This is a genomic window from Shewanella sairae (genome assembly GCF_023283535.1).
In the GTDB taxonomy this organism is placed as follows: domain Bacteria; phylum Pseudomonadota; class Gammaproteobacteria; order Enterobacterales; family Shewanellaceae; genus Shewanella; species Shewanella sairae.
This window is the reverse complement of the sequence record NZ_JAKILT010000012.1, coordinates 71,759-96,646: the sequence shown is the minus strand read 5'-3', so window position 1 is coordinate 96,646 and position 24,888 is coordinate 71,759. Positions and strand designations below refer to the sequence as shown.

25 protein-coding genes are annotated in these 24,888 nt (G+C 41.6%); 1 reads left to right on the top strand and 24 read right to left on the bottom strand.

Features of this window, described 5'->3' with window-relative positions:
• Nucleotides 1-109: 109 nt before the first annotated feature.
• The 4 genes from L2748_RS07250 to hinT form a co-directional block, all read right to left on the bottom strand.
• Nucleotides 110-499 carry a YcfL family putative periplasmic lipoprotein gene (locus tag L2748_RS07250; RefSeq protein WP_220782014.1) on the bottom strand — a complete coding sequence of 130 codons (390 nt, stop codon included), beginning with the start codon at nt 497-499 and terminating at the stop codon, nt 110-112.
• 111 nt (nt 500-610) lie between these two features.
• Nucleotides 611-1,084: a PaaI family thioesterase gene (locus L2748_RS07245; RefSeq protein WP_220782013.1), complete on the bottom strand. Its 474-nt coding sequence runs from the start codon at nt 1,082-1,084 to the stop codon at nt 611-613.
• Nucleotides 1,074-1,577 (bottom strand): PaaI family thioesterase, encoded by a 504-nt coding sequence (locus L2748_RS07240; RefSeq protein ID WP_220782012.1) that lies wholly within the window; start codon nt 1,575-1,577, stop codon nt 1,074-1,076. Before L2748_RS07240 ends, L2748_RS07245 begins: the two co-directional genes overlap by 11 nt.
• Nucleotides 1,574-1,930 carry a purine nucleoside phosphoramidase gene (hinT, locus tag L2748_RS07235; protein ID WP_220782011.1) on the bottom strand — a complete coding sequence of 119 codons (357 nt, stop codon included), beginning with the start codon at nt 1,928-1,930 and terminating at the stop codon, nt 1,574-1,576. The genes L2748_RS07240 and hinT overlap by 4 nt, the downstream gene beginning before the upstream one ends.
• A 188-nt stretch (nt 1,931-2,118) precedes the next feature.
• Between hinT and L2748_RS07230 the strand changes: the two genes are divergently transcribed.
• On the top strand, nt 2,119-2,532 hold the full coding sequence (locus tag L2748_RS07230) for a TetR/AcrR family transcriptional regulator (RefSeq protein WP_220782010.1): 414 nt from the start codon (nt 2,119-2,121) through the stop codon (nt 2,530-2,532).
• A gap of 448 nt (nt 2,533-2,980) precedes the next feature.
• Here the strand turns inward: L2748_RS07230 and L2748_RS07225 are convergent, their stop codons facing one another.
• The 20 genes from L2748_RS07225 to bioD form a co-directional block, all read right to left on the bottom strand.
• Nucleotides 2,981-3,427 carry a hypothetical protein gene (locus L2748_RS07225; RefSeq protein ID WP_220782009.1) on the bottom strand — a complete coding sequence of 149 codons (447 nt, stop codon included), beginning with the start codon at nt 3,425-3,427 and terminating at the stop codon, nt 2,981-2,983.
• 102 nt (nt 3,428-3,529) lie between these two features.
• A complete protein-coding gene (locus L2748_RS07220; RefSeq protein ID WP_220782008.1) occupies nt 3,530-3,886 on the bottom strand; it encodes a hypothetical protein in 357 nt (118 codons plus the stop codon).
• A gap of 635 nt (nt 3,887-4,521) precedes the next feature.
• A complete protein-coding gene (locus L2748_RS07215) occupies nt 4,522-5,370 on the bottom strand; it encodes a CsgG/HfaB family protein (RefSeq protein ID WP_220782007.1) in 849 nt (282 codons plus the stop codon).
• A 2-nt stretch (nt 5,371-5,372) separates the two neighbouring features.
• Entirely contained in the window at nt 5,373-5,783 is a 411-nt protein-coding gene (locus tag L2748_RS07210; protein ID WP_220782006.1) for a curli assembly protein CsgF, read from the bottom strand.
• Nucleotides 5,784-5,795: 12 nt separating this feature from the next.
• A complete protein-coding gene (locus L2748_RS07205; RefSeq protein ID WP_220782005.1) occupies nt 5,796-6,254 on the bottom strand; it encodes a curli production assembly/transport protein CsgE in 459 nt (152 codons plus the stop codon).
• On the bottom strand, nt 6,251-6,886 hold the full coding sequence (locus L2748_RS07200; RefSeq protein WP_220782004.1) for a LuxR C-terminal-related transcriptional regulator: 636 nt from the start codon (nt 6,884-6,886) through the stop codon (nt 6,251-6,253). Before L2748_RS07200 ends, L2748_RS07205 begins: the two co-directional genes overlap by 4 nt.
• 103 nt (nt 6,887-6,989) lie before the next feature.
• Nucleotides 6,990-7,538: a curlin gene (locus tag L2748_RS07195; RefSeq protein ID WP_220782003.1), complete on the bottom strand. Its 549-nt coding sequence runs from the start codon at nt 7,536-7,538 to the stop codon at nt 6,990-6,992.
• 291 nt (nt 7,539-7,829) lie between these two features.
• The gene (locus L2748_RS07190) at nt 7,830-8,615 is read right to left on the bottom strand and encodes a tetratricopeptide repeat protein (protein ID WP_220782002.1); all 786 of its coding nucleotides are present in this window, start codon (nt 8,613-8,615) and stop codon (nt 7,830-7,832) included.
• Complete coding sequence (locus tag L2748_RS07185) at nt 8,616-8,987, bottom strand: hypothetical protein (RefSeq protein WP_248957674.1); 372 nt, start codon at nt 8,985-8,987, stop codon at nt 8,616-8,618.
• Between the two features lie 194 nt (nt 8,988-9,181).
• Complete coding sequence (locus tag L2748_RS07180; protein WP_246616195.1) at nt 9,182-11,062, bottom strand: bifunctional protein-serine/threonine kinase/phosphatase; 1,881 nt, start codon at nt 11,060-11,062, stop codon at nt 9,182-9,184.
• On the bottom strand, nt 11,052-12,518 hold the full coding sequence (locus L2748_RS07175; protein ID WP_220782000.1) for a NarK family nitrate/nitrite MFS transporter: 1,467 nt from the start codon (nt 12,516-12,518) through the stop codon (nt 11,052-11,054). Before L2748_RS07175 ends, L2748_RS07180 begins: the two co-directional genes overlap by 11 nt.
• Before the next feature lies 1 nt (nt 12,519).
• Complete coding sequence (gene nirD, locus L2748_RS07170; RefSeq protein WP_220781999.1) at nt 12,520-12,906, bottom strand: nitrite reductase small subunit NirD; 387 nt, start codon at nt 12,904-12,906, stop codon at nt 12,520-12,522.
• Nucleotides 12,903-15,512, bottom strand: coding sequence for a nitrite reductase large subunit NirB (gene nirB, locus L2748_RS07165; RefSeq protein ID WP_220781998.1), 2,610 nt, complete (start codon nt 15,510-15,512; stop codon nt 12,903-12,905). The genes nirD and nirB overlap by 4 nt, the downstream gene beginning before the upstream one ends.
• Nucleotides 15,513-15,872: 360 nt before the next feature.
• Nucleotides 15,873-16,436 (bottom strand): ANTAR domain-containing protein, encoded by a 564-nt coding sequence (locus tag L2748_RS07160; RefSeq protein WP_220781997.1) that lies wholly within the window; start codon nt 16,434-16,436, stop codon nt 15,873-15,875.
• Entirely contained in the window at nt 16,423-17,859 is a 1,437-nt protein-coding gene (locus tag L2748_RS07155) for a glycosyl transferase (protein ID WP_220781996.1), read from the bottom strand. Before L2748_RS07155 ends, L2748_RS07160 begins: the two co-directional genes overlap by 14 nt.
• On the bottom strand, nt 17,852-18,910 hold the full coding sequence (gene cobA / locus L2748_RS07150) for a uroporphyrinogen-III C-methyltransferase (RefSeq protein WP_246616194.1): 1,059 nt from the start codon (nt 18,908-18,910) through the stop codon (nt 17,852-17,854). The genes L2748_RS07155 and cobA overlap by 8 nt, the downstream gene beginning before the upstream one ends.
• A complete protein-coding gene (locus tag L2748_RS07145) occupies nt 18,907-21,873 on the bottom strand; it encodes a nitrate reductase (protein WP_220781995.1) in 2,967 nt (988 codons plus the stop codon). The genes cobA and L2748_RS07145 overlap by 4 nt, the downstream gene beginning before the upstream one ends.
• A gap of 501 nt (nt 21,874-22,374) precedes the next feature.
• Nucleotides 22,375-22,722 (bottom strand): tetraheme c-type cytochrome CctA, encoded by a 348-nt coding sequence (cctA, locus tag L2748_RS07140; protein WP_220781994.1) that lies wholly within the window; start codon nt 22,720-22,722, stop codon nt 22,375-22,377.
• 291 nt (nt 22,723-23,013) lie between these two features.
• The gene (gene htpX, locus L2748_RS07135) at nt 23,014-23,877 is read right to left on the bottom strand and encodes a protease HtpX (protein ID WP_220781993.1); all 864 of its coding nucleotides are present in this window, start codon (nt 23,875-23,877) and stop codon (nt 23,014-23,016) included.
• A gap of 345 nt (nt 23,878-24,222) precedes the next feature.
• On the bottom strand, nt 24,223-24,888 hold the full coding sequence (gene bioD, locus L2748_RS07130) for a dethiobiotin synthase (protein WP_220781992.1): 666 nt from the start codon (nt 24,886-24,888) through the stop codon (nt 24,223-24,225).

Here is a 24,888-nt window from a genome sequence, read left to right as displayed (position 1 = left end):
GACAGACTTCTTAATAAACCTGAACGACATGCATAAAAAAACGCCAGCTTAGCTGACGTTTTTTTAACAGATGTTACCTTATTCGCTACGGGACTCAGCTTATGCTTATCTAATTAGAAAACGCTTTTCTCACATAAAGTTCAAAGCGAGTTGCATTTGTATTAGGTGCAACGGCACTGACCTGCAACTGTTGTTTACCGTGTAATTTAACCGACTTCCAACTCACACCTTCGTCGTCAATTGTCATACCGTTTAAATCGTACCAAGTAAATTTATATTGCACTCTTAAGTCGGTAGATACTTGACTGACAATCGTGCCAGTACCACGTAAAAAACCACCTTCAGGTCGCGCCATGATATTGGCTACTTGAACTTCTTTACCGAAACTATTGTTATCGACAAGCACTTGCCCGTCAGATCCCGCCATCACTCCAGCGGTATGCGGTGCACATGCGGTAATAATCAGTGCAGTAAATAGCCCTAATAACACTTTTTTCATATCGTTCCCCTTTTGCTGCGCTCTATGATAGCTGTCAGTTTCAACGCTCAGATTAATGTGCTCATTTAAGAGATAAATTAATGCTTAATACCCTATTAATATAATTTAGCACTAATCTATCAAAAAGTGCGCCCTTGCGGTGGCGATTAAATGTTTACGGTTGGTTTGCCAGCAATTGATGCTGACGTTGGCTACCCGGCGTCCTTGACGGGTGATTTTACATTCAGCAAAACTATCTTTATGGTAGCCGGCGCGTAAATAATCGATTGAAAAATCGACCACTTTAGGCACCTTAGTCGTTTGCATAAACACCATTAATTGCACAATAGCCGACATTTCCATAAACCCGGCAATCACACCACCATGCAACGCGGGTAAAATAGGGTTACCTATGTTGTCGTCTTTCGCTGGCAATTTAAATACCAGCTCATCACCAAAACGCTCTACTCCCATACCGATAAATTTAGCGTAGGGAACGTGTTCAAGTAGATGACCAAAATCATTAAGTTCAGTGGCTTTTTTGACAATACTTTTAACGTCTAGTTTAGCGCTATCATCAATAAATGTGTTGTCATCATGACTCATTTGCACCTCCCATCAAAGCTTGCCTAAACTCCTCGCCGACCATTTCAGGGCTAATTCGCATAAAGGAGCCAACTGCGTGTGCTATGGGGTCGTCTATAGAGTCTTGATAAGCAATCGCACGAGTAAAAGCCACACTTGAAGACAACTTATAACATTGGGCATGACCATAAACAGGTTTATGAGGCTCGGCAGGCTTCATGTAATCGACCCGTAGATCTAGCGTTGGAGAGATCTCAAGTAAGTCGCATTTGTCGAAAATCGAGCAAACTACCGCACAGCCACTTGCCGTATCCATTAACGTGGTAATCACACCGCCATGAATAACCCCAGTATCTGGGTAGCCAACCAATTGCGTATCATAGGGCAACTCCATTAATACATGGTTGCCACTGGCTTCTAATACTTTGAGTTTAAGTTTTCGGCACTGGGTCAGCTGGTCGACAAAACGCGTCGCCATGGCTGTTAACGGCTTCTTATCACTGCTTATTTTCATGCAGGCGGGCTCAACATACGCCCTAATTGATGGCCACCCACTAGATGCATATGAATGTGGAACACTTCCTGACCGCCATGTTGATTACAGTTCATAATTAAGCGGTATCCATCTTCAGCAATGCCCTCTTCCTGGGCCAATTTAGCTGCAACCGACATCATACGGCCTAAGGCTTTTTCATCCGATGCTTTAATGTCATTAGCGGTTGGGATCAAATGATTAGGAATAATCAAAATATGAGTTGGCGCCTGAGGTGTGATATCTCTAAATGCGGTAACAAGCTCATCTTGATACAAGATATCTGCTGGAATTTCACGTCGAATAATTTTGCTAAATATGGTTTCTTCGGCCATTTATCTGCCCTCACTAGGAAATTACTAGCCATAGTATACTCGAAAAGATTAACAAGGCGATGACCGATGAAAAACATTGAATGCCATTGATACAATTTGTACACTCTTTAAACATGTGTATACACAATGTGGTTGACATTCCTTAGATAAGCACTTCTAATAAGAAAAATATTTGCAGGAATATGATGATGCTTACAGAAAAAGAAACTGCGCTTCTCAACGCAGCGACAGAGTTAGTCAAAGAAAAAGGCATGATTGCCTTAAATATGTCTGATGTTCATAAAAAAGCAGGCTATTCGCGTGCGGCTCAATATCAATCTTTTAGTGACAAAAATGCCCTGCTTGCGGCGCTTTGCATGCGTGAGTTAGTTAACAATACCCAAGCTATCGAAGAAAAGCGTTTTGATGAGCTAACTGGTCATTTTTCAGTTGTACTAAGACCCGTGGTTTATAGCTACCTAAAGCTATCTGACAGACTGATGATAGACTCAGCATTTGGTCTGATGCTGACTCAAGTTCGCTCACTACCAGATGATGATAACTTTACCTTTTTGAAAAGTGGCTTCGAGTTTTTGAATAAAGAACGCGAGATGAGTAAATAACGCTAAAAAAAACGCGTTACACACCTGATTGCAAATCAGGTCCTAATAAAACAGCTGATTTAATCGGCTGTTTTATTTTCGTCACGATTACTTAGCTCTTTTAATTAAAGGCTTAGCTATTATACCAATCAGTATAAGAAGTTGATCTAATCAGAGCGTTTTTTGGCAACCAATTCAAGGCGAATAGATGAAAGAATGGTTATTCCCTTGTGAGGCTGTTCAACGTAGAAGTAGGCAGCCAAAAACGCTCCAGAATGGCGAGTTTTAGCGGTTCTGATGCTCTGACTTTTACAAACAAAGAGTGAGCTTAACCCTAGTTCAACTATGCTCTTCACTCGCTGCAAACCACATGGATGTGGTGAATGTCATTAAAGCAGGAGCACTTAATGACCTTGCCTCAGAAGCGCTAAATTCTCGCTGAGCGACCAAATCTTTATACTGATTGGTATTAACCCACTCTCCTCAAGCTCGATAGAGTACTTTGATTTGGTAACAAACCATCACCTTTTACTTTTAGGAAAACCTGATAGCAATCAGAGCAAACATAACGACCAGCCAAGGTATTTTTAGTCTCATACTGATTGCAAAAAGTACACAACCCAAAATGTATGCCACGATTTTGTTTTAATACTGCTTTAGGCTGACTATGTATCAGCTTTGGATTTTCGTTTAATGAATGGCTCAAAAGGCTTTGAGACAAGCCTACTACAAGTCGTTTAAATAAATATATTGATAAAGCGATCGCCATAGAGAAAGAAAGTAAAATGATACTCAGTGCTGAGCCTTCGGAGACGATGGTATAAATAACGCTAGTGCTACATATAAATAGCGCTAAACCAGTTAAAGCTTTATCAATAAGTGGCAATTGTGTTTTAAAGTCAGTTAATCGTTTCACTTTAGTCAATCTCTTTCGTCAATTTTTATGCGTGCCAACGGCAAGGAAACTACCTAAATCGGCTAGCTCACATCCTTAAAAATGCACTTAAACCGGTCGTTCTTAGCTATTCTCTTTGACCAAGTAAACAACACCGTCTTTTTCATACACATTTTTGACTTCATTACCCTCGCCTAATATCACGACTTTGTTACCTTTGTCTGTAACAGCATTTCCTGCAGCATCTAAAACTATGGCGATCCCCAGTGCAGTTAACATTGGAGAGTGATAAGCATGATAATGTCGATGACTTTTAGGGATTACGATCACTTTACTGCGATGGTAAGGCTTCCTCACTTTTTGGCACTTAATACCACCCGCTCGCTCACAGCCTACTGTAGCCGCTTCAGCCTTTGCAGCACCTAAATTCAATAAGCTAGTTACCAAAGCGCTAAGTATCAAACCTGTTTTAATATTCATCGTCACCTTCATTAGCTATGAACTCGAGAAGATAACAACTCAAAAGTATACACCTGTATAGTGCAATTGGTATCAAATGGGATTCAAGTTCAATCTGAGGAATTGTATTGAGGCAGATATTTAGCCCCTCTGAGACCAGCTCATTAAGCGCTCCTCGCCAACTACTCCTGCCTTACTCTATCTCCTATATCTATTATAGTGGCGCATAAATGACATTCGAAGAACCTGACCTATATGACCTTAAGCGTTGCATACGCTTTAAAGGCATTTCCCATATCCCTATGGGATAGTGGAGCAAAAGTCTTTTGTATGTAGGCAAAATACAAGGCCATCCTCCTCACAAAGAATGAAGAGCATATATTGAAACTAAGCTCGACCTTGTTCCTTAAGAATCACTGTATCAGAGCCACTAAAACTCGCTATTGGGTAGCGTTTTTGGCTGACTACTTCTTGTTGAGCAGCTACACAAGGGAGCAACCATTCTTTCAGTTATTCGGCTTGAATTAGTTTGCCAAAAGTCGCTCTGAGTAGATCAAATTCTGATTAATATAAGAATTTGAGTTTATTAAAGTAACTACAATTCTAGGCAATAAAAAAGGCACTGATTTCAGTGCCTTTTCATTATTTCTATTAATTTATCCCTGATTGAGTCTAGCTTGAACCCTTTCTATTGGGTGCGCTTCTAACCAATACTTCTGCAAAACTTCATTTTTTAAACCTGCTTGCGTGTCAGCTAAATTCCATGCCCTTTTCCAAATGCCGTCGGCTATCATATGTACTACGGCACTTTCAATCGCCTGAGCAACACACAAACTCACAGGCTCATTGGAGGTGTAGCCAACCTCTGACTCTAATAATTCTTGTGCATCTATAAATTTAAACACGCCAGCCGTAAGCTCCTTCGATAACACGGACTTGGTGGTCGTCACGCTACTGAGTAATCTTCCTGTCCGTATATCTACAGCACGTAAGTTAACAGTGATACTATCAACTCGAAACTGACTCGAAGCACCAATCCCTAAATAGCGTGCTCCAGCGCCGCCTGTGCGAATATTTGTGTCATACGCAACAATACCGCCTTCCATTAGAATTTGAGCTGAGTTTAATTGACTTAAGCTCCCAGCATCTCCTTTCATACCTGCTCGGACAATCTTGCGTTCGGTCAACAAGTTCTGCAGTCCCTCTCGCTCAACAGGCATAAACCAACTCGAATCGTTCAATGCCTGGGCAAGAAATGCCGTACCACTTTGAGGGACTGCAGTAGAAAAGTTACTTGATGGTATGGGCTTATACTGTCCAGTTTGATCGCGAAAATCGTAAACAGCAGCAACCATACTTCCCTGAGGAGCCGGAAGCCCAATTAAGTCATAATAAGTTTCGCCCTTTGGCATAAGACTTGATGATGCTTCAATTTGTTCAAGATCACTGGTTGTAGAACAAGCGCAAAGAAAGCTTACAATTAGCAATGGAATTAGCTTTTTCATCTTTATCCTGCTCCTGTTGACGTATCGACTAACCCGCCAACCTCAATAATCGTTGTTTCACCTGTAACAACATCAGTAATATGGACTAACAGAGCACCATCCTCATTTACCACTTGGATCTCAAAATCATCTGTCTTTAGATATCCTTCCCCACCATTTGCAGCGTCATTAAATAATTGACTCATTAAACGAGACTCTAACGAGCTAGCTAATCTTTCTAGAGCTGTAGGTGGCACATAACTAGAGCCCCCAGTATGCTTATTTTGTGCCGACGCATTTGATAATAAATAAGAGCCATTTAAGTAACTCCCGCCAAAATTGGGGTTAACCGGTGTATAAATTAGCTGGGTAGCTTGTGTAGTGAAGCTACAAACCACCAGTGCTCCCATAAGTACTCTCGAAACAGGTTTCATGAACTTTCCTTGTTAAATCTCATCAGGGGCTAAATCAGGATCTATAAACTGAGTCCAACTAGCTTGCTTTTGATATTGTTTTAATCTCTGATTAACACTTTTCGCAGCCATCAATGCTTGCTCATCAATATTGCTACTTGCTGGCGAAACCACTGTGATATAAATCGGCTTTCGATTATGTAAAATACTAATTTTACTGCCACTTCTAGCTGTAGCTTGCTCAACGATGGTTAAGCCGGAGTGTTTGGTGAATCCGCCTATATCACGATAATCAGCAACAAACTCACGGTAGAATCGATGCCCAAAACGAGTCATTGCTCGATTTAGAATGAGACCATCAATAAGATCTGCTTCCTCTTTAGGCGCTTTATCACTGGTACTTTTTATCTCTGTAACTTGTTTTGCTAATACGATTTCTTCTGCTATCAGACTGGATGAAAATAGCATTAAGCATAACCACAAACGGGTCATTGGGTAACTTCGTGAAGATTCGTCTGTGCCCAAGCAATTGCCTGCCCTCGACTAGACACTCCTATTTTCCTAAACGCTCGATAGAGGTGGGTCTTAATTGTGCTTTCACTGACAAATAGCTTATTAGCAATATCGATATTCGTACTACCACTTCTTAAAACCTGTAAAACTTCTCTTTCTCTTATAGTCAGCATTTCGACATCATCATGAGTGGTATCTTTGCTGCTATTGGATTCAATTAATGCCTGAGGAAGCAACACTTTACCCTTAACTATTTCCGTCATTCCTTCACCAATATCTTCTAAAGTACTATCAGAGTAAAAAACACCGGCTGTGACAGACGCTTGAATTAGGAACTTTGCATCTATTTGTTTTGGATAGTGTAAAAACACTACTCTTGCTACATTACTGCTTTTCTCTATTCTCTTTTGAATTTGATAAGCTGTTTGAACGTCTACAGTAGCTAAATCAATTAAAATAATAGTAATGCGGCTCTCTAATAAATCACCGTTAAACTGTTCAGGGGAAACCCTATGCAATTTGACCAAAAATTCTTGCGGCCACCTTGTATTCAACAGATCTGCAAACAAATGCGAACGAGTGACAACCACCCAATGAGTTACTTTGAACATTAACTTACTCCTTGTTGACTCAATATCACCATCCTAGTGGCTATTAACTTGAAACAATACCATAACAACAAACAGCTTTAATTTTGCTGGTACGATTTTTACTTTAATTGGAAATGTAACCTTGGGTTATTTGAGCTGAACGCCCCTGCCCATACTGAATGACAGATACGTCATGCCCAGTCCCATTTTGGTAGATAGTTACCGAGCTTTCATCTCCAACTTGTAAAACATTAGCAGTATTATCATTACCTTGTTGATTTACATCCAGATTTAAATACGTTCCTTGTTGGGAACTCAATACGATGTTATTAAAACCTGTTTGAAGAATACTGGCTTCGATATCCACTCCACTTTGCTGTATCCCTGCGTAATTACTGCCACCAACTTGTTGGATATCAATGCGGTTAGATTGCCCTAATTGCCGAGCTGCTGCTCGATTAGCAACTCCCTGTTGAATAACATTTGCGTTGAGATTATTCCCCTGTTGATCTATCAATGCTTGGTTATCATAACCATTGAGTTCATCAAATAAGCTCAAATCTTGTGCACTCACTGCACTTATTATGTTTAGTAGCACAATTATCAGTATAAAATTAGGCATTAATTTTATTAGTGGATTTAAATAATGTTTACAATTTTGAAGAATATCCATTCGAATAAATTGCCTTCTTTGACCTTAATTATTTCACGCGGTCATTATGTCGATAATAGATGTAAGCATCATCAACCCAGAGTATTAAAGAGTATGACTCAAAATGGCTATTCGAAGTGATACTTATAGACTAAAGTACTAATACAGCATCTCAAGTCGTACACTAACTGCAGGACACCGCTAAGAAATAAGTAATTGTTTTAAATTACAATAAGCATTTTCAGCATAGTTACAGCCGTAATATTCGATCAAAAATAGTCATACTAATGGCACCGTAGTGCGATCCTTTAACTAATCTTTATACTCATACGCTGTTAACCAATCCATTTTAGCTTTATATAAATTCTGATCTTTATTTGAAGAGGAGTATGTGAGTGCTAGCGCAAGAGATTTCTCAGCCAACTCATGCTCTCCAAGCTTCACCTGTACTTTAGCTAAGTCATAGTAAGCTTTATGAAAATAATGGGTGTTTTTCAGGAATTTATTAAGGTATATCTTTGCACTTTGATAGTCTTGCTGTGACATTGCATCTACAGCTTGTAGATACCATGCATAGGGGCTTTGATCATCAAGCTCAAGTAATTGTTCTTTGATACGGTTAGCTTGCTCTGTTCGTCCTTGTAAACGTAGTAAAAAATGATAATTGCTTAACAGAGATATCTTGTTATCAGCTACTTCTAACCCATAACGATAAAGCTTTTCAGCAGACTTAAGATCACCTAACTTTCTTAATACAACTGCCTGCATATTAATCGCTGGCTCATAGTCTGGTGCTAGCGTTAAGCTCTTATTTAGTAACCGATAAGCATAATCCAGCTTACCCCCAAATATTGCATCTGCTGCTAGATTTCGATAAAACATCGCAAAAAACTCATCTTGATCAATTATTTTCCCACCACGATCGTATTTATCAGGAAAGTAATCAATTTTGATTCGGTTTCTTCCAAACATAGCTCCTTCCAGATCTTCAACCGTTTCGTACATTAATGTTCGAACATGATCGGATGTCACTGCGACATTATCGGAAATATCAAGCAAAACAGGCATGGTATGCATGACCTGGAAACGCAGCTCCACTTACATTTCATTAGCAATTGCAAACGTTAACATCGCCAATGCCATGCAGTTGCCACCATTATCTGCAAGCGACTGACTTGCATAATAGTTTTTACCTTGATAGTTAAAATTAACTAAGCGTTTTTTTATATACAAAAATGCTTGCTTATAATTAGGTAAGTTAACCACATGCTCTTGTTTAAGAAAATCATAGAGTGCTGCTGTTTGTTCAAGGCTTAATCGATAAAAATCTTCTGCTGCTGGAATGCTCTGTTCTGATGTCGCGGCAACATAATCTAGTTGGGGGAGTTTGGGCGTTGAGGTGGTTGTATCTGTAGTCGCCTTGCAGCCTTGTAACAGAAACGATAATAGTAAAATAAACATTAATCGCATAAAACATTCCTTTGTAATAGCTATTATCTAACCGATCATTGAACTCGCCTATCTATCCATTCATCAATCAGGTCGAAGGCTTAACCCCTAAATAGTATTATTGACTCAAATCAGACACTCTCTTCACTGTACGTTTATTGAGGCAAAACTAAAACAGGTAACCAGGATTTAAATAGTGAAAAACACTCATTCAACTACACATTAAATACAACAAGTAGCAATATTATGCCTAGTAATAATCCACTCAAAATTTGCCAAAAAGCCAATGGATGTTTTTCCCGTAATGATTGCTCCCCCGTAGGTTTATGCCACTCACGCACAGGTGTATTCATTTCATAGAGCCATTCACTCGTATCGCTATGACGATCTTTTGGGTCAAATTTCAAGGATTTTTGTAATTCGCTATCCATCCATATGGGTATCAGAGGATTTAGCGAATAACTAGGAATATAACGAAGTCGTTTAAAGTCCTTCTCTAACAAGCAATCAGCTTGCTTGGCTTTAAAAGGCAGTTCATTTGTTAGCATTTCAAACGCAATAACGGCTAATGAATATAGATCTGCTTGATAGTTTGCTTTATATCTCAGCAGAACTTCAGGGGCTGAATAATCAGCAGTACCAAGAATACTATCTCGTTCTATAGATGTTGAGATTTCAGCAATCCCCTTTATATAACAAGCGCCAAAATCGATAATTTTAACCTGGCCATTATTGTCGATAAGGATATTTTCTGGTTTCAGATCTTGATGTAGTGTTTCTTTGCGATGAAACGCGCGTAAACCAGCTTCTATTTGATTCAAAATACCAAGCACGACTTGTATGTCAGGCTTAGGGTTCAGCTGTATCCAGCGTTGTAATGTTATCCCCTCTATATACTCAGTTAGATAATAGAGCGCAGACTTTGGTTTTGCTTTGTCTTTTATCGTGATAACTTGCGCACTATTAATCCGCTCACCAACCCAGCTCTCCAGCAAAAAACGCTCAATATAAGCGGGATCATCTTGATAATTAAGTGACGGTGTTTTCATGCAAGCGAGTTGACCTTGCACGTCCTTAACGAGATAAACTTGGCTGCGTTGACTCTGATATAAAATTTTAAGCACTGTGTAACCATCTAGTCTCATCCCTGCACTTAACGGAGGTGGAAACGGCAGTTGAGTAAAACTACTATGCAGATCATCTATGGTCAGCTCGGGTAACGCGTTCACACTAATACATTGGCAACTGACATTATCCATCGAGCCACTATTGATTGCCGACTCGACTAGTTGCTGGCTAACCTCCTCACAATCATTATCGTTAAATGTAATTTTACCGCTAACTAAACGAGCTTCAATTTTGCTTTTAATATCAATATCGCATAAGACATCATGTACGCCATCGGTCATTAGTAAGTAAATGTCATTGACCGCTAGTGCAATGGATTGATAATCCACATCGATATTTAGATCTAATCCTAATGCTCTGGCTAAGTATTTGTTGCCGTTACCTACTAGACTGACATGATCACAAGAAAGACGTTGTAGCTCCCCCTCTCGGTAACGATATACCCGTGAATCACCAATATGCAGCATATGTAAATGACAGGACTTAAACACCAGTGCACTAAAGGTGCACACATAGCCGCGCCTTGCATCTCTATAATCTTGACCTAGTCCATAAAGCCAACGATTCAATCCCGTTAGTACTTTTGAGCTCGCTTTCTTAACTGACCAAAGAGCTGGAGTTGAATAATAATCGGCTAAAAAATTGCTCACGCTTATCGCTGAAGCTGCAGCGCCTTTTTCTGCAAGGCTGACACCATCACTTATAGCTGATACCGCTCCTTTAGTTGTCAGCAGGTGGCCACTAGGAATACGGATCCCAATAGCATCTTCATTTTCCGCTTTAGCCCCTTTATCTGAAAACTGGCCAGCCGATAAGCACAGCAGCGCTTCAGTTGCGAAAGGAATGCTCTGCTGCTCACCATCAATCGCAGATGATTGACTCTTGATGACCGGCGTATCAGCAAAGCTGGCTTTAAGGTGAGATACCTCGCCTGTCAATTCCGTGCTAGCCATTGTCTTAACTGACACTAATTAATGTCACTTCGCCATCATCATTGACTTCGGCAATATGGCCTTTGGGTTCAGCCATAAAGAACAGTGTAAAAAATCCAAATACCGCGCTTGCAGCAATGACATAGAAAAATGCCTGAGTAGATACCATGGAGTAAACCGTTAAGAAAAACACCGCCCCCACATTACCGTATGCCCCAGTCATACCGGCAATTTGCCCTGTTAGGCGACGCTTAATTAACGGCACAGCTGCAAATACAGCGCCTTCGCCACTTTGCACAAAGAAAGAACAAAGCATTACCATGGCAATGGCAATCGGTAATCCCCAGCTACTGTCTATTTGTGCAACACCAAAATAGCCAAGAGCAAGCCCAGCGGTTAAAATAAGTAAAGTTGTTTTACGGCCAAAACGATCACTTAGCCAGCCGCCGCCCGGGCGTGACATTAGATTCATAAAGGCATAAGAGGATGCCACCATGCCCGCTTGGGCCATGCCTAATTCAAATGTTTCGGCAAAATACAGTGGTAACATAGACACAACTGCGAGTTCTGAACCAAAAGTTGAAAAATAGAGCACATTAAGTACCGCAACCTGTTTAAACTGATAACGTTCAAACTTTGGCACTTTCCCAGTAAACACCTGTTTGTTAACATTAACTGTTTGCAAAAAATCAGTCGCAAAAATGGCAAATAACAGCAGGTAAATGCCATTGACCATATTATCTGAAAGCATTGCAACACCCGCTGGAGAGAGCTTCCAAGCCAGTAACCCTAAGGTGGCATACATAGGCAACTTCATTACCATTAGCAGAACAAAATCGCCTTTGCTACTGACTTCCATCGCCCCTGCTTTTTTAGGTTTAAAATAGGTTGAGCCTTTAGGTGTATCCGTCACATTGAAGTAATAAATAAAAGCAAAAACTAAACTCATTAAACCTGTTAAGCCAATAGCGTAACGCCAACCGTCTGGCCCACCAAATGCAAGCGCTATCGCAGGTAAGCTAAAGGCTGCAGCGGCTGAGCCAAAGTTGCCCCAACCACCATATATTCCTTCTGCAACGCCTAACTCCTTAGCTGGGAACCATTCACTCACCATACGGATCCCAATAACAAAACCTGCTCCTATAAAGCCAATTAAAAACCGCGCTAAAGCAAGCTGTTCGAAGCTAGTGCCGACAGCAAACATAAAACAAGGAATGGAGCACAAGCCCAACAACAATGAATACACTCTTCTGGGGCCAAAGCGATCAGTGACCATACCTATGATGACTCGCGCAGGAATAGTCAGCGCAACATTTAAAATCAGTAAAGTTTTAATTTGCGAGGTGGTGAGGCCAATACTATCGGCAATAACACTAATAAGCGGCGCTGCGTTAAACCACACAACAAATGTGATAAAAAATGCCATCCAGCTTAAGTGCATCACTTTCATCTTGCCACTAAAGCTAAAGAGGCTGAAATTTTGGTTAGTCATATTATGCCTCCTTACTTAAAGCTGATTTAGTATCTGTTGGTCGACTATCTTGCACTATTTTAGGCTTATTTTTTCGAACCATTACCTTACCTTGGTACTTTTTGACCTCAAAGCAATTAACGTTAAGCTCTGAATTTTCAAAGCATTTCCCGCTTTGCAAATGATAGTGCTGTTTATGGAGCGGAGATGACACGTAAAGCTCATTATTGAGCTCACATAATAGGCCTCTTGAAAGTACACTTACGCCCGTAGCTGGATCAATATTATCAACTGCGAATATGCCTTTATCACCGAGATTAAACAAGGCAATGGCTCTACCACAAAACCAAGCTGCCACACCTCGATTCGTTGGTAATACTTTTTCTTCACATAATGTTACCCAACTCATAGACTTGTCTCCTGTTCGTCTAAAATAGTGACGGCAATATTCCCTGCCCCTTTATTTGCTTGAGTGATTTCAGAAAATCGCTGTACTTGCGATTGGATTGGAAATTTCTGCTGGCGCAGATATTGGTAGGCGTTTTGACTTGGTGCAGGCGCATCTTTAGGATTGACAAACTCATCGAAACGACTGAGAAAATGTTTATCATTTAAACTAGTCTGCCACTCACACTGGTAACTCGCCACCACTTTTTGCATCTGCGCTTCAAGCTCCGCAGCGAGTCCAAGTTCATCACTAATAATCACAGATTGCAGATATTCGAGGCCATCAGCTAATGATTCCATCCACACAGAGGTGCGTTGTAATCTACCTGCTGTTTTCGAGTAGAACATCAAGATCCTATCGATATAACTGACCAACTGATCTGTCGATAAGTCAGTCGCAAACAAGTCACCATGTCGTGGGCGCATGCCACCATTACCACAAACATAAAGATTCCAGCCATTTTCTGATGCAATCACACCAATATCTTTGCTTTGGGCTTCGGCACATTCACGCGTACAGCCTGATACGGCCATTTTAATCTTGTGGGGGGCCCGCAGGCCCTTATAACGATTCTCTAATGCGATGGCCAAGCTAACCGAGTCTTGTACGCCGTAACGGCACCAAGTATCACCAACACAGGACTTTACCGTGCGTAACGACTTACCATAGGCATGACCCGTTTCAAACCCAGCAGCGATCAGTTGTTGCCATATTTGTGGTAGCTCTGATAATTGCGCTCCAAACATATCAATTCTTTGGCCACCAGTGATTTTGGTGTAAAGGTTATATTTTTTGGCAATTTCACCTATCGCAATCAATTTATCAGGGGTAATTTCACCACCAGCAATACGTGGCACAACCGAGTAACTGCCATCTTTTTGCAAATTACCTAAGTAAGCATCGTTAGTATCTTGAAGTGCCACATGTTGCTCTGAAAGCACATAGTCGTTTTCTAGTGTGGCAAAAATCGACGCCGCTAATGGCTTACAGATCTCACAGCCAAGCGCTAAGCTTGACGCACCAGATTTAGCGTGTTGCTGATAAAGAGTGTTGAAATCTTTAATGCTTTCAACTTGGCACAGATGAAACAAGGCTTGTCTATCATATTCAAAGTGGCGACACACGCCTTGCTCTGTTTCTATTCCTTGCCCAACTAGCGCTTCATCAATAATTTGCTCAACCACTGCAGCGCAGCCACCACAACCTGAAGCGGCTTTAGTACAGCTTTTAATATCGCTTAGAGTATGATTCCCCGCTAACACTTGTTCACAGATCTCTGATTTAGTTACCTGATGGCACGAACAAACGATAGCGTTATCTTTTAATAGAATTGGAGCAGAATTATCTGCAGTTAACAGGCTGACCGCGGGCAGTTCTAAAGGCTCTGCGGCCAAATATAAACTCAGTAAGTGGCTATACTCATCAACATTACCAATCAGTACAGCTCCTCTTAGGTATAAGCCAGTTTCATCAAGCCATAACTTTTTATAAATACCTGCTTGTTGGTCTATCAATTCAACATATTGAGCATTCTCAAAGCCACGGCTTTCGCCTATCGAAGCCACATCTACGCCAAGAAGTTTAAGTTTGGTGCTCATATCAGCGCCATAAAATTGGCTTGGTTGATTATGTAAATAATCAGCTGTGATTTGCGATGCAACGACATTTGCCATTTGGTAACCAGGCGCTACTAATCCAAATATTTTTTGTTGCCATAATGCGCACTCTCCAATTGCAAAAATATCCTCATTAGAAGTAAGGCACTGATCATCAATGATAATCCCTCCTCTATCTCCTACATTGATATTGGCCTTTCTTGCCAAGTTATCTTGAGGGCGGATCCCCGCGGAAAACACCAACATGTCAGCTTCTAGGAAACTTCCGTCACTAAAAGTCATTCGATGCAGAGCCTCTTCGCCATCAACAATCTCCGTAGTGGCTTTATTGAGATGAACTTGCACTCCCAGTGCCTCAATTTTTTCCTTGAGCAACTCACCACCTTCTTTATTCAGCTGAACAGACATCAGCTGTGGCGCAAACTCAACAACATGCGTATCGATACCGAGTGATAGCAGCGCGTTGGCGGCCTCTAGACCTAATAATCCCCCACCAACAACAACACCTGAGCGCGCGCGATTAGCCGCCCGTTCAATGGCTTTTAAATCATCAATCGTTCGGTAGACTAAACAGTCAGCTCTATCATTGCCTTTTATCGGTGGAACAAACGGATATGAACCTGTAGCGAGCACCAACTTGTCGTAACTAAAATCAGCATCTTGAGTAAAAACCTGCTTATTAACCACATCAATTTCTATGACCTCTTGGCCCAAATGTAGTGTCACACCATTGGCTTGATATTCAACCTGACTTGCCAACATCAAATTATCAGCGTTACCTACCTCAAAATATTTAGACAATTGCACTCTGTCATAGGCTGCAATCTGTTCTTGCCCTAACACTTGAATATCTAGATATTGACTCATATTTTGACGGCACAGTTGCTCGACAAAATAATGGCCTACCATGCCGTTCCCAACCACCAGCAGTTTTTGTTTTGTTTGTTCCATTTAGCGCCCCCGTATTCCAGAGTTTTAGAGTTACTGACCTTTAGAAAAACAAAAAGGCGCCACTTCCCTAAAGAAGATGGCGCCTTTGCCCGATATCCATTAAATTTTGATTACCGCTTTTTATAACAAGCTATTTTTAAATCGCATTATAATCACTAACTAAACTAATTTTACGAAGCTCGTGTCACTCAATCTGTCGCAAAGCTTATGCCAGCTTAAACACCCGTATTAAAAATTATTCAACTAACTGTTTTAAATGAGTTAAGATATTTATTATCTTGTCGTATTTTTTCTACTTTACTCACTGACTCACTTTACTTGCACTTATTTGGTTCATTGTAGAACATCGACAGTGCAAGGCTATTTACACAACGCTTTTGCCACAGCAATAAGGCTTGTTCCCTGCTGCATAGCATATTGCTGCAATTGTTGATGTGCTTGCTGTTCATTAAGCCCAACTGATTGCAACTTACTTTTCGCTTGATAAATAATTTGCTCAGTAGCTAATTTCTGCTCAAGATGCTCAATTTTAGATAATGTGTGATTAGCCGCTTTAAAACGCAGTAACGCCAGCTCTATCACAGCATTAATACGGCTCACGCATAATGTTTGCGGCGTATACGTTATCCGCCCACATTCCAGTAAACAAGTTAATTGGTTTTCGCTAATCTTCTCACTACAAACAATCAAGCTCACTGGGGAGAATTCCATTAAGCGAGCAATAAACGCTAAATGACTCTCAGTGATTTTTTTAAGGTTTAACAGCAACAGATCGGACTGTGCTTCAAAATGAATACGTTCACATTCTAATAAACTCGTTACTGGCACTAGTTGATGGCCTGCATGACTTAACTCGCTCACATAGCATTCGCCGCGATACCTTGACTTAATTTGTTGCGATTCCGTAAAGCTAATAATGCGCATTTGCAGACTCCTCTTGCTTATTACGACTCGTTAGCTTTTGGTATTGCTTGGTTTCAAAGCGATTTATACTGTCAGAACTGTCTGTCTGCTCAAGGCTGTTTACCTGCTCAGGGCTGTTTATTCGCTCAGAACTATCTATCAGCTCAAGGCTGTCTATCCGCTCAAGGTTATTTACTTGCTCAAGGCTGTCTATCCGCTCAAGGTTATTTACTTGCTCAAGGCTGCAAATATCTCGAATTAAATAGGCAAAGATTTGATCAGTTAAATGCTCGGCCTGGCTACGTGCATCATTTAAGGCAAGTGATGGTTTTATTAATAAGTTAAGTGCGGTTAGCGTACTTTCAATGGCAGCCTTTGCACGTATGCGCTCGTTTATATCAATAGCACTTTCGATCATTGAATCAAGACCATCTACTTTTGCAGGCAAATCCCCTGTATTGCTTCCAACCAATGCTGTTAACCAGTTTGCGCACAAGTGTTTAGCAAGTAACTTGTCGCCTTGCAGCATATCTAGCCTTGTCGGTATATTGATGCTTAACACCTGATTAGCGTCATTAACGCCAAAAGATTGAGAATCAATATCCTGCCACGGACTAATAAACAGCTTAGTACTGCACCTTGGGTTAATTTCAGCTTCGCCTTGATAACCTTTAAAAATCAACACTCTTGATGCTGGCACATACTGCGCCAAAAGTTGCGCAACCTTAATGTTTTTTGATGCTAAACCACTGTGAAAATAGCTGCGTATGCCTAATTGAGCATTAGCGGGGTTCAAACAACGTATCGCCGTTTGATAAAGACTTCTTAGTCCCAATTGTTGATGAAGCTCTCTAAAGGTATCGGCAAACACGGTGAGCTTGTCTGCATTGACATAACAAAGCCCATCCCGGTCTAATATAACTTGAGCCTCAGCAGCTGAGTTGACCTCAACAATCCCTAAAGCTTGAATGACATCGCCCACATGATGACGATGACGCAATATACGATTATCACCATGGATTAGTATTCGCTCACCTTGCTGTGCCAAAGCTTTGGCACAGAAGAGCATATAGGGTAACTGATCACGTTTACCTGCGTAACAAGGCCAATCAAGGGTAATATTTAACGATTGCCACTGGGGGTCAACGCTTTGCTTTAGCGCGAGTGTTACCCCTGCGATCTCTTCGGCAGTTTCACCACGAACTCGCATTAACATAAGCGCCGCACTTAATTGAGCGGTCGTACCAACGCCAAGTTTAAATCCATGCATAAGCTGAAAACTTTCATTAACGGTTAAGCTTCGCGAGCCTTTTTTTCCGCGTCCAAGCGCCTTAATAAGTTTTATATAACCGGCCTTATCAATATGGTTATCGAGTTTGCTGCTACCTATATGTCCCATTAGTAACTTGCTTGTGGATGCTGCACTTAGGTTTGCTTTATCCATATAGACTCTCATTGGCTGCAATAGATTGTGAACAAAACGCCAGGCAATGCTCAAGCTCTGCACCAATAGTGACCACTTCTCCCACTATGATGAGTGTCGGCCCAGCTTGCTTGAGGCTTAGTGCATCTTGCGCCATTTGATCAACACGACTGAACTTTATTGTCTGTGATTGCCTTGCACCATTAGTAATAAAAGCAACAGGTAAACTGCCTACTGCGCCTGCTAACATTAATCCCGTTGCAATTTCTAATGCCTTCTCTTTACCCATATAGAACACTAAGGTGCTATTAGCTGAAAGTAAGCCTTGCCATTCATCTATAACAGCTTGCTCTCTTTTATTATCGCAGGTTCTGCCAGTGACAAAGGTGACGCTTCTGGCCACTTTTCTATGGGTCAGTGGGATGCCACTACTTGCTGCGCAGCCCAAAGCCGCGGTGACACCCGCGATGAACTCGCTCTTAACACCCCGTTTAGCGAGAAATAGTGCTTCTTCACCTCCGCGGCCAAAAACATTTGGGTCGCCGCCTTTGAGTCGTACCACTTTTATCCCTGAGGTAGCCAAATGATAAAGACTTTGGTTAATCTCATCTTGGGTACGACTTTTTTGTGCAAACTGCTTACCCATGTAGATAAGGCTGCAATGGTTAGATGCCAATTGTAAAATCTCTGCACATACCAAATTGTCATAAACAATGGCATCCGCCTGTGTAATCACCTTTGCCGCTTTTAAAGTGAGTAATTCAATGTCACCACAGCCTGCTCCTACAATTTTTACAGTCTGATGTTGTTTATTGATGACTTTATTTTGCTCAGTACTATTAAGGCACTGTAAGGCAAATTGCTTTAGTAGCTGAGCCCTTGCCTGTGTGTTTACCTTTTCATCGTCAACTCGCTTAACCGCGCAAAACTCGTCAGTGCTCAGCTGCCCACTACGTTGAGAAATTGTCAATTTTTGAGTGCAAAACTCCTCGACCGTCTCAGGGTTAATAAATTTCATATTGCTCATAGGCTTAAATAGCATCTGCTTGATAAATTCTATTCCCTGCATCATGCCACCTCCTGTGTCGCCAGTTCTGCGGATGTTAGCGCCGCTCTCGCAAGATCAGTGACTTGATTAAGACAGCTGCCACAAGCAGCGCTACAGCCCAGTGCTTGCTTAGCATCATTTACCAATTGGGTTACCCCAACTTGCTCACGGCCAAGACTTTGAATTGTCTCAAGCATATTGGCGGAGATCGCAACTTGGGTTACGCCGTTGCAAGCACAAATTAACGGACTCCCTCCCGCTCGAATAAGCCTATATAGCTTGTTAAGCCAATTGTTATCAATACGCTGATTAAGCAGAGTTTGTACTGCATTAACATCAACTTTGACTTCTCTGCTATCGCCAATGCATAGACCAATGACAGAGCCTTGCTTGAGCAAACAGGTAATCGTGTAACCTAAAAACTGCCACTCCAATGTTTGCGCTGGAAAATTTGAAAAGCCAACCACATCACTAAATGCTTTACTAACAAGCTCTGCCTTTGCCGCCGCAAAATGATGACAAACACCATCATTAATGGTTTGCTTTACACACCAAATAAGCTGTCTGAAATCCACAACAGACGCACCCCAGATGATCCCTTGAACCGCAACAGGATAAGCCTCAATCTGTACCCGTTGGTGCTTAAACCCTGGTTGCAATGACCAAGGATCTACATGACTTTCCAGTAGCTGATTGACACCCGCACTGTTACTAAATTGAGTTGACCAATGCATCGAACTAAAAGCTGAACCCGGTAAAATAGCCTCATCAGCAACCGATCTTGCTAACATGTTTTCATTTGAATTAAGCCCAGTAAGTTTGACGAGATCTCCAGAAGCAATCTGTAATTGCTCCAAGGTAAAAGGGTTAAGCAAAACCGTAGGTTGATAATCACTTGCCGATAGGCTGGCAATATGACCCGTTCGCGTCATGGTGTGCCACTGATCTCGCGCTCTGCCAGAGTTAAGCCATATTCCATTTGGCGCAGACTTTTTATCCACTTCTTGTGCTAACAAAGGAGTCGCGATGAAGTTGGCAAGACCATTGGTCGTTGAGAAGCGACCATCTTGATATAAGCGTTCTTGAGATAAATATTGAGACGATTGCAGTGTTTTTTGTTCTAGGAGATTATTAGGCAGATCTTCAGCCTTATCTTTAACTAACGCCTTAGTTTGCAAGCTATTAAATTGCTCGCACCTTTTGGCAATAGGCCACTGGATCGGCTCAAGCTCGTCGTACTCCTGCTCGCTTATATTGCTTAGACCAGCTAAGGTATATTGCTGATTGGGAAAGTGACTAACCACTTTATCGGTAAGCATCGCGTGCTCGGTAAAAATCTGATGACTATTGGAAAAATTGAAACCTTGTTTGAATCCAAGCGCTTTCGCCACTTCACAAATGGCCCACCAGTCTGCTTTTGATTCTCCTTGTGGTGTAACAAAACGACGCTGACGACTAATGGTACGTTCACTATTGGTCACCGTTCCAGACTTTTCTGACCAACCTTGGGCAGGCAAAAGTAAGTCTGCGTATTTAGCTGTATCGGTGTCAGCAGTAATATCTGACATCACCACAAACTCACAGCGCTTAAGTCCTCGTTTAACTAAAGCCGTATCGGGCATTGACACTAATGGATTAGTACCCATTATCCATATGGCCTTGATTTCCCCCGACGCCATCTGGCTGAAAATTTCTGTCGCGGTGAGCCCTTTGCTTTTTACTACTGACTCTGTTTGCCAAAACTCACTGAGCAGACTTCGCTCTTGCAAGGTAAATCCCATATGAGCTGCGAGCTGAGTTGCCATGCCTCCGACTTCACGTCCGCCCATTGCATTTGGCTGACCCGTTAATGAAAAGGGTCCACAGCCTGGTTGACCTATATCGCCCATCGCTAGGTGACAATTAATAATCGCATTACTAGTATCTGTACCGGTAAGAGATTGATTCACACCTTGACCACTGGCTGTAACAACTTTATTTGTGACTGAAACTAGGGGTTCAGTTGCAGTATAGAGCTGATAAAAACAGCTAATATCCTCAACCGACAATCCCGTTTTAACGGCTACTTTCTCAAGAGAACGGCATGACTTTACTGCGTGAATTGCTTCTGAAAATCCTCGGGTATTGCTTTGAATATAATCAAGGTTTTGCCGCTTCGAGTGACTAATTGCGCTTAATAATCCATTGAATAAAGCGAGATCGGATCCCGGTAGTAATTGCAGATGCAGATCTGCATAAGACGCCGTAGCTGTTTTACGTGGATCGACAACCACCAACTTAGTTCCCTTTTGTTCTCTGGCTGCAAGAATGCGTTTAAACAATACCGGGTGTGTCCAAGCCGTATTGGCACCAACAAGTACAACGACATCGGCCAATTCAAAATCTTGATAACAGCCAGGAACAACATCTTCACCAAAAGCGCGAGTATGCGCCGTTACCGCTGAAGACATGCACAAGCGTGAATTGGTATCGATATTGGCGCAGCCTAAAAAACCTTTAGCCAATTTATTTGCTACGTAATAATCTTCTGTAAGCAGTTGGCCCGATAAATAAAATGCCACCGAATTACTGCCATTCTCTGCAATAATGCTGTTAAATTTCGATGCAACTTTATCAATCGCCTCGTCCCAGCCAATCGTTTTGCTGGCATTGACTTGTACTGTTTCAGTGTTTGCCTTGCCATGGTCTCTAGAGCTCAGCCTTTGGTTCAATCTCGGATAAAGCAGTTTATTGGGGACCTTTACCCCTTCAAGCAAACTCATGCCTTTGGTACATAACTCACCAATATTTGCTGGATGGGTTACGTCTCCACATAGCTCGATATGCTTGTGATTGCTCTCGTTAGCCTGCGGTGCACTAGCCTTTCGAATAAGCTTATCCGCTTGAGCAATCAAATCTTTTTGCATAATTTCGTCAGATGTCCCGCGGTGGATCTCTATCCCGCAGCCGACACCACAGTAAGCACAAGTAGTTCTACAGCTTGGCATTTGCTCGCTCCTCCATGAAAGTCATATAAGAGATAAAGCAAATAACAAGCCAAAATTTAAACAACTGTTTTAATAGTAAAAACTTGCTGCTGAAGGGTGACTGATAAGAATACAAACTAAATAACGCCCAAAAAAAGTGCATTTATATGCACTAAAGCCGCACACAGCTTGTATTTTTTAGGCGGGAGTTCCTATTCTAATCACAAATACAGGCGGGATAAGGTGAATTTTAGTACAAATAGCCGGAGTAAATACGCGATTTCATCCACTAACATTGCAGACTTTTATTCTACATAGTCGGTAAATAAGGCTAAAAATGGCAGATACCGAGACGTATAACAGAGGAATGGGTTAACGCTAACGCATGCCCAAATAGTGCTATTTGTTTTAGGTTTACTCGATAGATTGAACGCCTAACAACTTGATATAACCATCAAATTTTAGCCACAAAAAAGCCAGCTATTTAGCTGGCTCAATTTAGAATTCTGAATTAATTCAAAATTACTTAAGTACTGATTCTGCAGTACGGCCGTCATCATGACAGCTGTCACAAGTTGGCTTGTCCCCCACGTTCATTTCATGTGGCGCGTGACAATCTGCACACATTAGCATGCCGTCATGTGGTTGGTGAACTGCGTCCATTTCTGCCAATGTACCGTGGCAGGCTTGGCACTGCTCAAACTCATATTCGCCGTCTGCAGATGGAGAACCGTCAGCGTGACACGCTTCACAACCGTCCATTTCTGCATGCATTTCTGCAAGTTCTTGACCTTCAGCGAAAGCTGATGGAGATAGTGCTAGCGCAGCGAAAGCCGCACCAAAGATTACGCTTAGTAGTTTATTGCTCACAATTGTATCCTCATTAGATGTTCACATAGTGAAAACTTATATGTCAGGTTGTTTTCATCTTGCGATCATTATTTTTTTAGCACGACTTAGATTAATTTAGCTAAGCATTATCTAATTCGCAACTAATTTAGCTGCGAGATCATATCATTGTGGATCTGGCCAAAACGTGCGCTCAATCAAATTAACTCTTGGAATTTGCTCGTTTTCACGATTTATCGCCTTGATTTTGAGCAATAAAAAAGCGGTTTGAGCTTTATAAGCTCAAACCGCTTTTTTAAGTAAAACGTTATATTAGCTAGCGCGTAATGCTGCGATACGCTTTTCTAATGGTGGATGACTCATCATCAATTCCGCCATAGACTTTTTACCATTGATACCAAGTGCCGACATAGATGCTGGCATTGCACCGGTTTCTGGACCTTGACGTAATCTATCAAGTGCAGCAATCATCTTCTCTTTACCAGCAAGTTTTGCTGCGCCTTCATCCGCTCTGTATTCACGAATACGTGAGAAGTAAGCAACGATGATTGAAGCCAAGATACCAAATAACATATCAAGTACGAAAACCACTGCCATATAGGCAAACATGCCTAGGCCTTCACCTTCTTCATCATTACTTGCAACGAAGTTATTGATGATGCCTGCAACGACGCGAGCAGCGAAAATAACAAATGTGTTCACTACGCCTTGAATTAGCGTCAATGTCACCATGTCGCCGTTGGCAACGTGGCTCACTTCGTGAGCTAGAACCGCTTCAATCTCATCTTGGTTCATGCCGTATAGCAAACCACTACTGACTGCCACTAAAGAGTTATTCTTGCTTGGACCTGTCGCAAATGCGTTTAGCTCTGGTGACTGATAAATTGCCACTTCAGGCATTTTAATGCCAGCTTGCTCAGCTTGACGGGCAACGGTTTCAACTAACCAACGTTCAGTATTATCACGTGGTGTTGTGATCACTTCACAACCCATGGTCTTTTTAGCCATCCACTTAGAGATTGCTAAACTGATAAATGCGCCACCAAAACCAAAAATCGCAGCAAATACCAGTAAGCCACCCATAGTCGAGGTGTTAACACCTAAAATCGACATCACAATTGATGCCACTAATAAGATCGCCATGTTGGTGGCAATCAGTAAAAATATACGCTTCATTTAAGCTCCTGTAGGATACAAAGTACCTGATATACACTCTTAAAAGACATAATATGTCCGGCAAACGAGATTTCAAGGGGAGACAGCAAAAATTTTGCTTTGTCGCTTCAATTTATGGCTTATTGCTTCAATAATAGACGACTTGAATCCACTTTATATCAAGTGACGCCAAGTCTAGGTCGGTTTCATTAATCCAAGATTAAATTAATTGCCTAACGCGGATAATTGTAAAAGACGTGAGATTAATCTTTTTTAACAAAAAGATAAGCCTAATTAACCACCATAGAAAAACGGCATAACTAGGCTTTGCTGAACTAGATTAATAGGGGTAGCTCAAACGAAGATTTAGCCCAGCACGCTTAAATCTAGATGACTGGCTACTTGCTCTGCTGTTGCTTCCGATAGGTGTGGTACAAAACCTAAGAAAGGCGCTGTAATTGCCGTTTTTAATGTTGCTAGGTTTTCTTCTGGATGCGCCATGTCAGGATCAACCTGATTAGCGACCCAACCAGCAATGTTGAGGCCATCAGCTTTTATCGCTTCCACGGTAAGTAGTGCATGATTTAAACAACCAAGCTTCATACCAACCACTAAAATAACCGGCAGTTGCATCATTTGCACCACTTCAGATAAATAATGCCCGTCGCCTAATGGTAAACGCCAGCCACCAGCACCTTCGATTAAGCAAAAATCCGCACCGACAAATTCAGACATTTTCATCATGGCCGCAATGCGGTTAGGGGCTAACTGTACACCCGTTTGCTCTGCTGCAATATGCGGCGCAATAGCAGGTAAAAATGCAAAAGGGTTAATATCTTCATAAGGAAGCTTAATCGTTGATGCAGCCATTAATGCTAACGCATCACTATTTCGTAGACCCGCTTCTGTTTCAGTGCAACCCGATGCTACAGGCTTAAAACCAACAGTTTCGCCTTTGGCAGCCGTCAATAATGCAGATGAAATAAGCGTCTTACCGCAATCAGTGTCGGTACCGGTTACAAAAAATGTCAT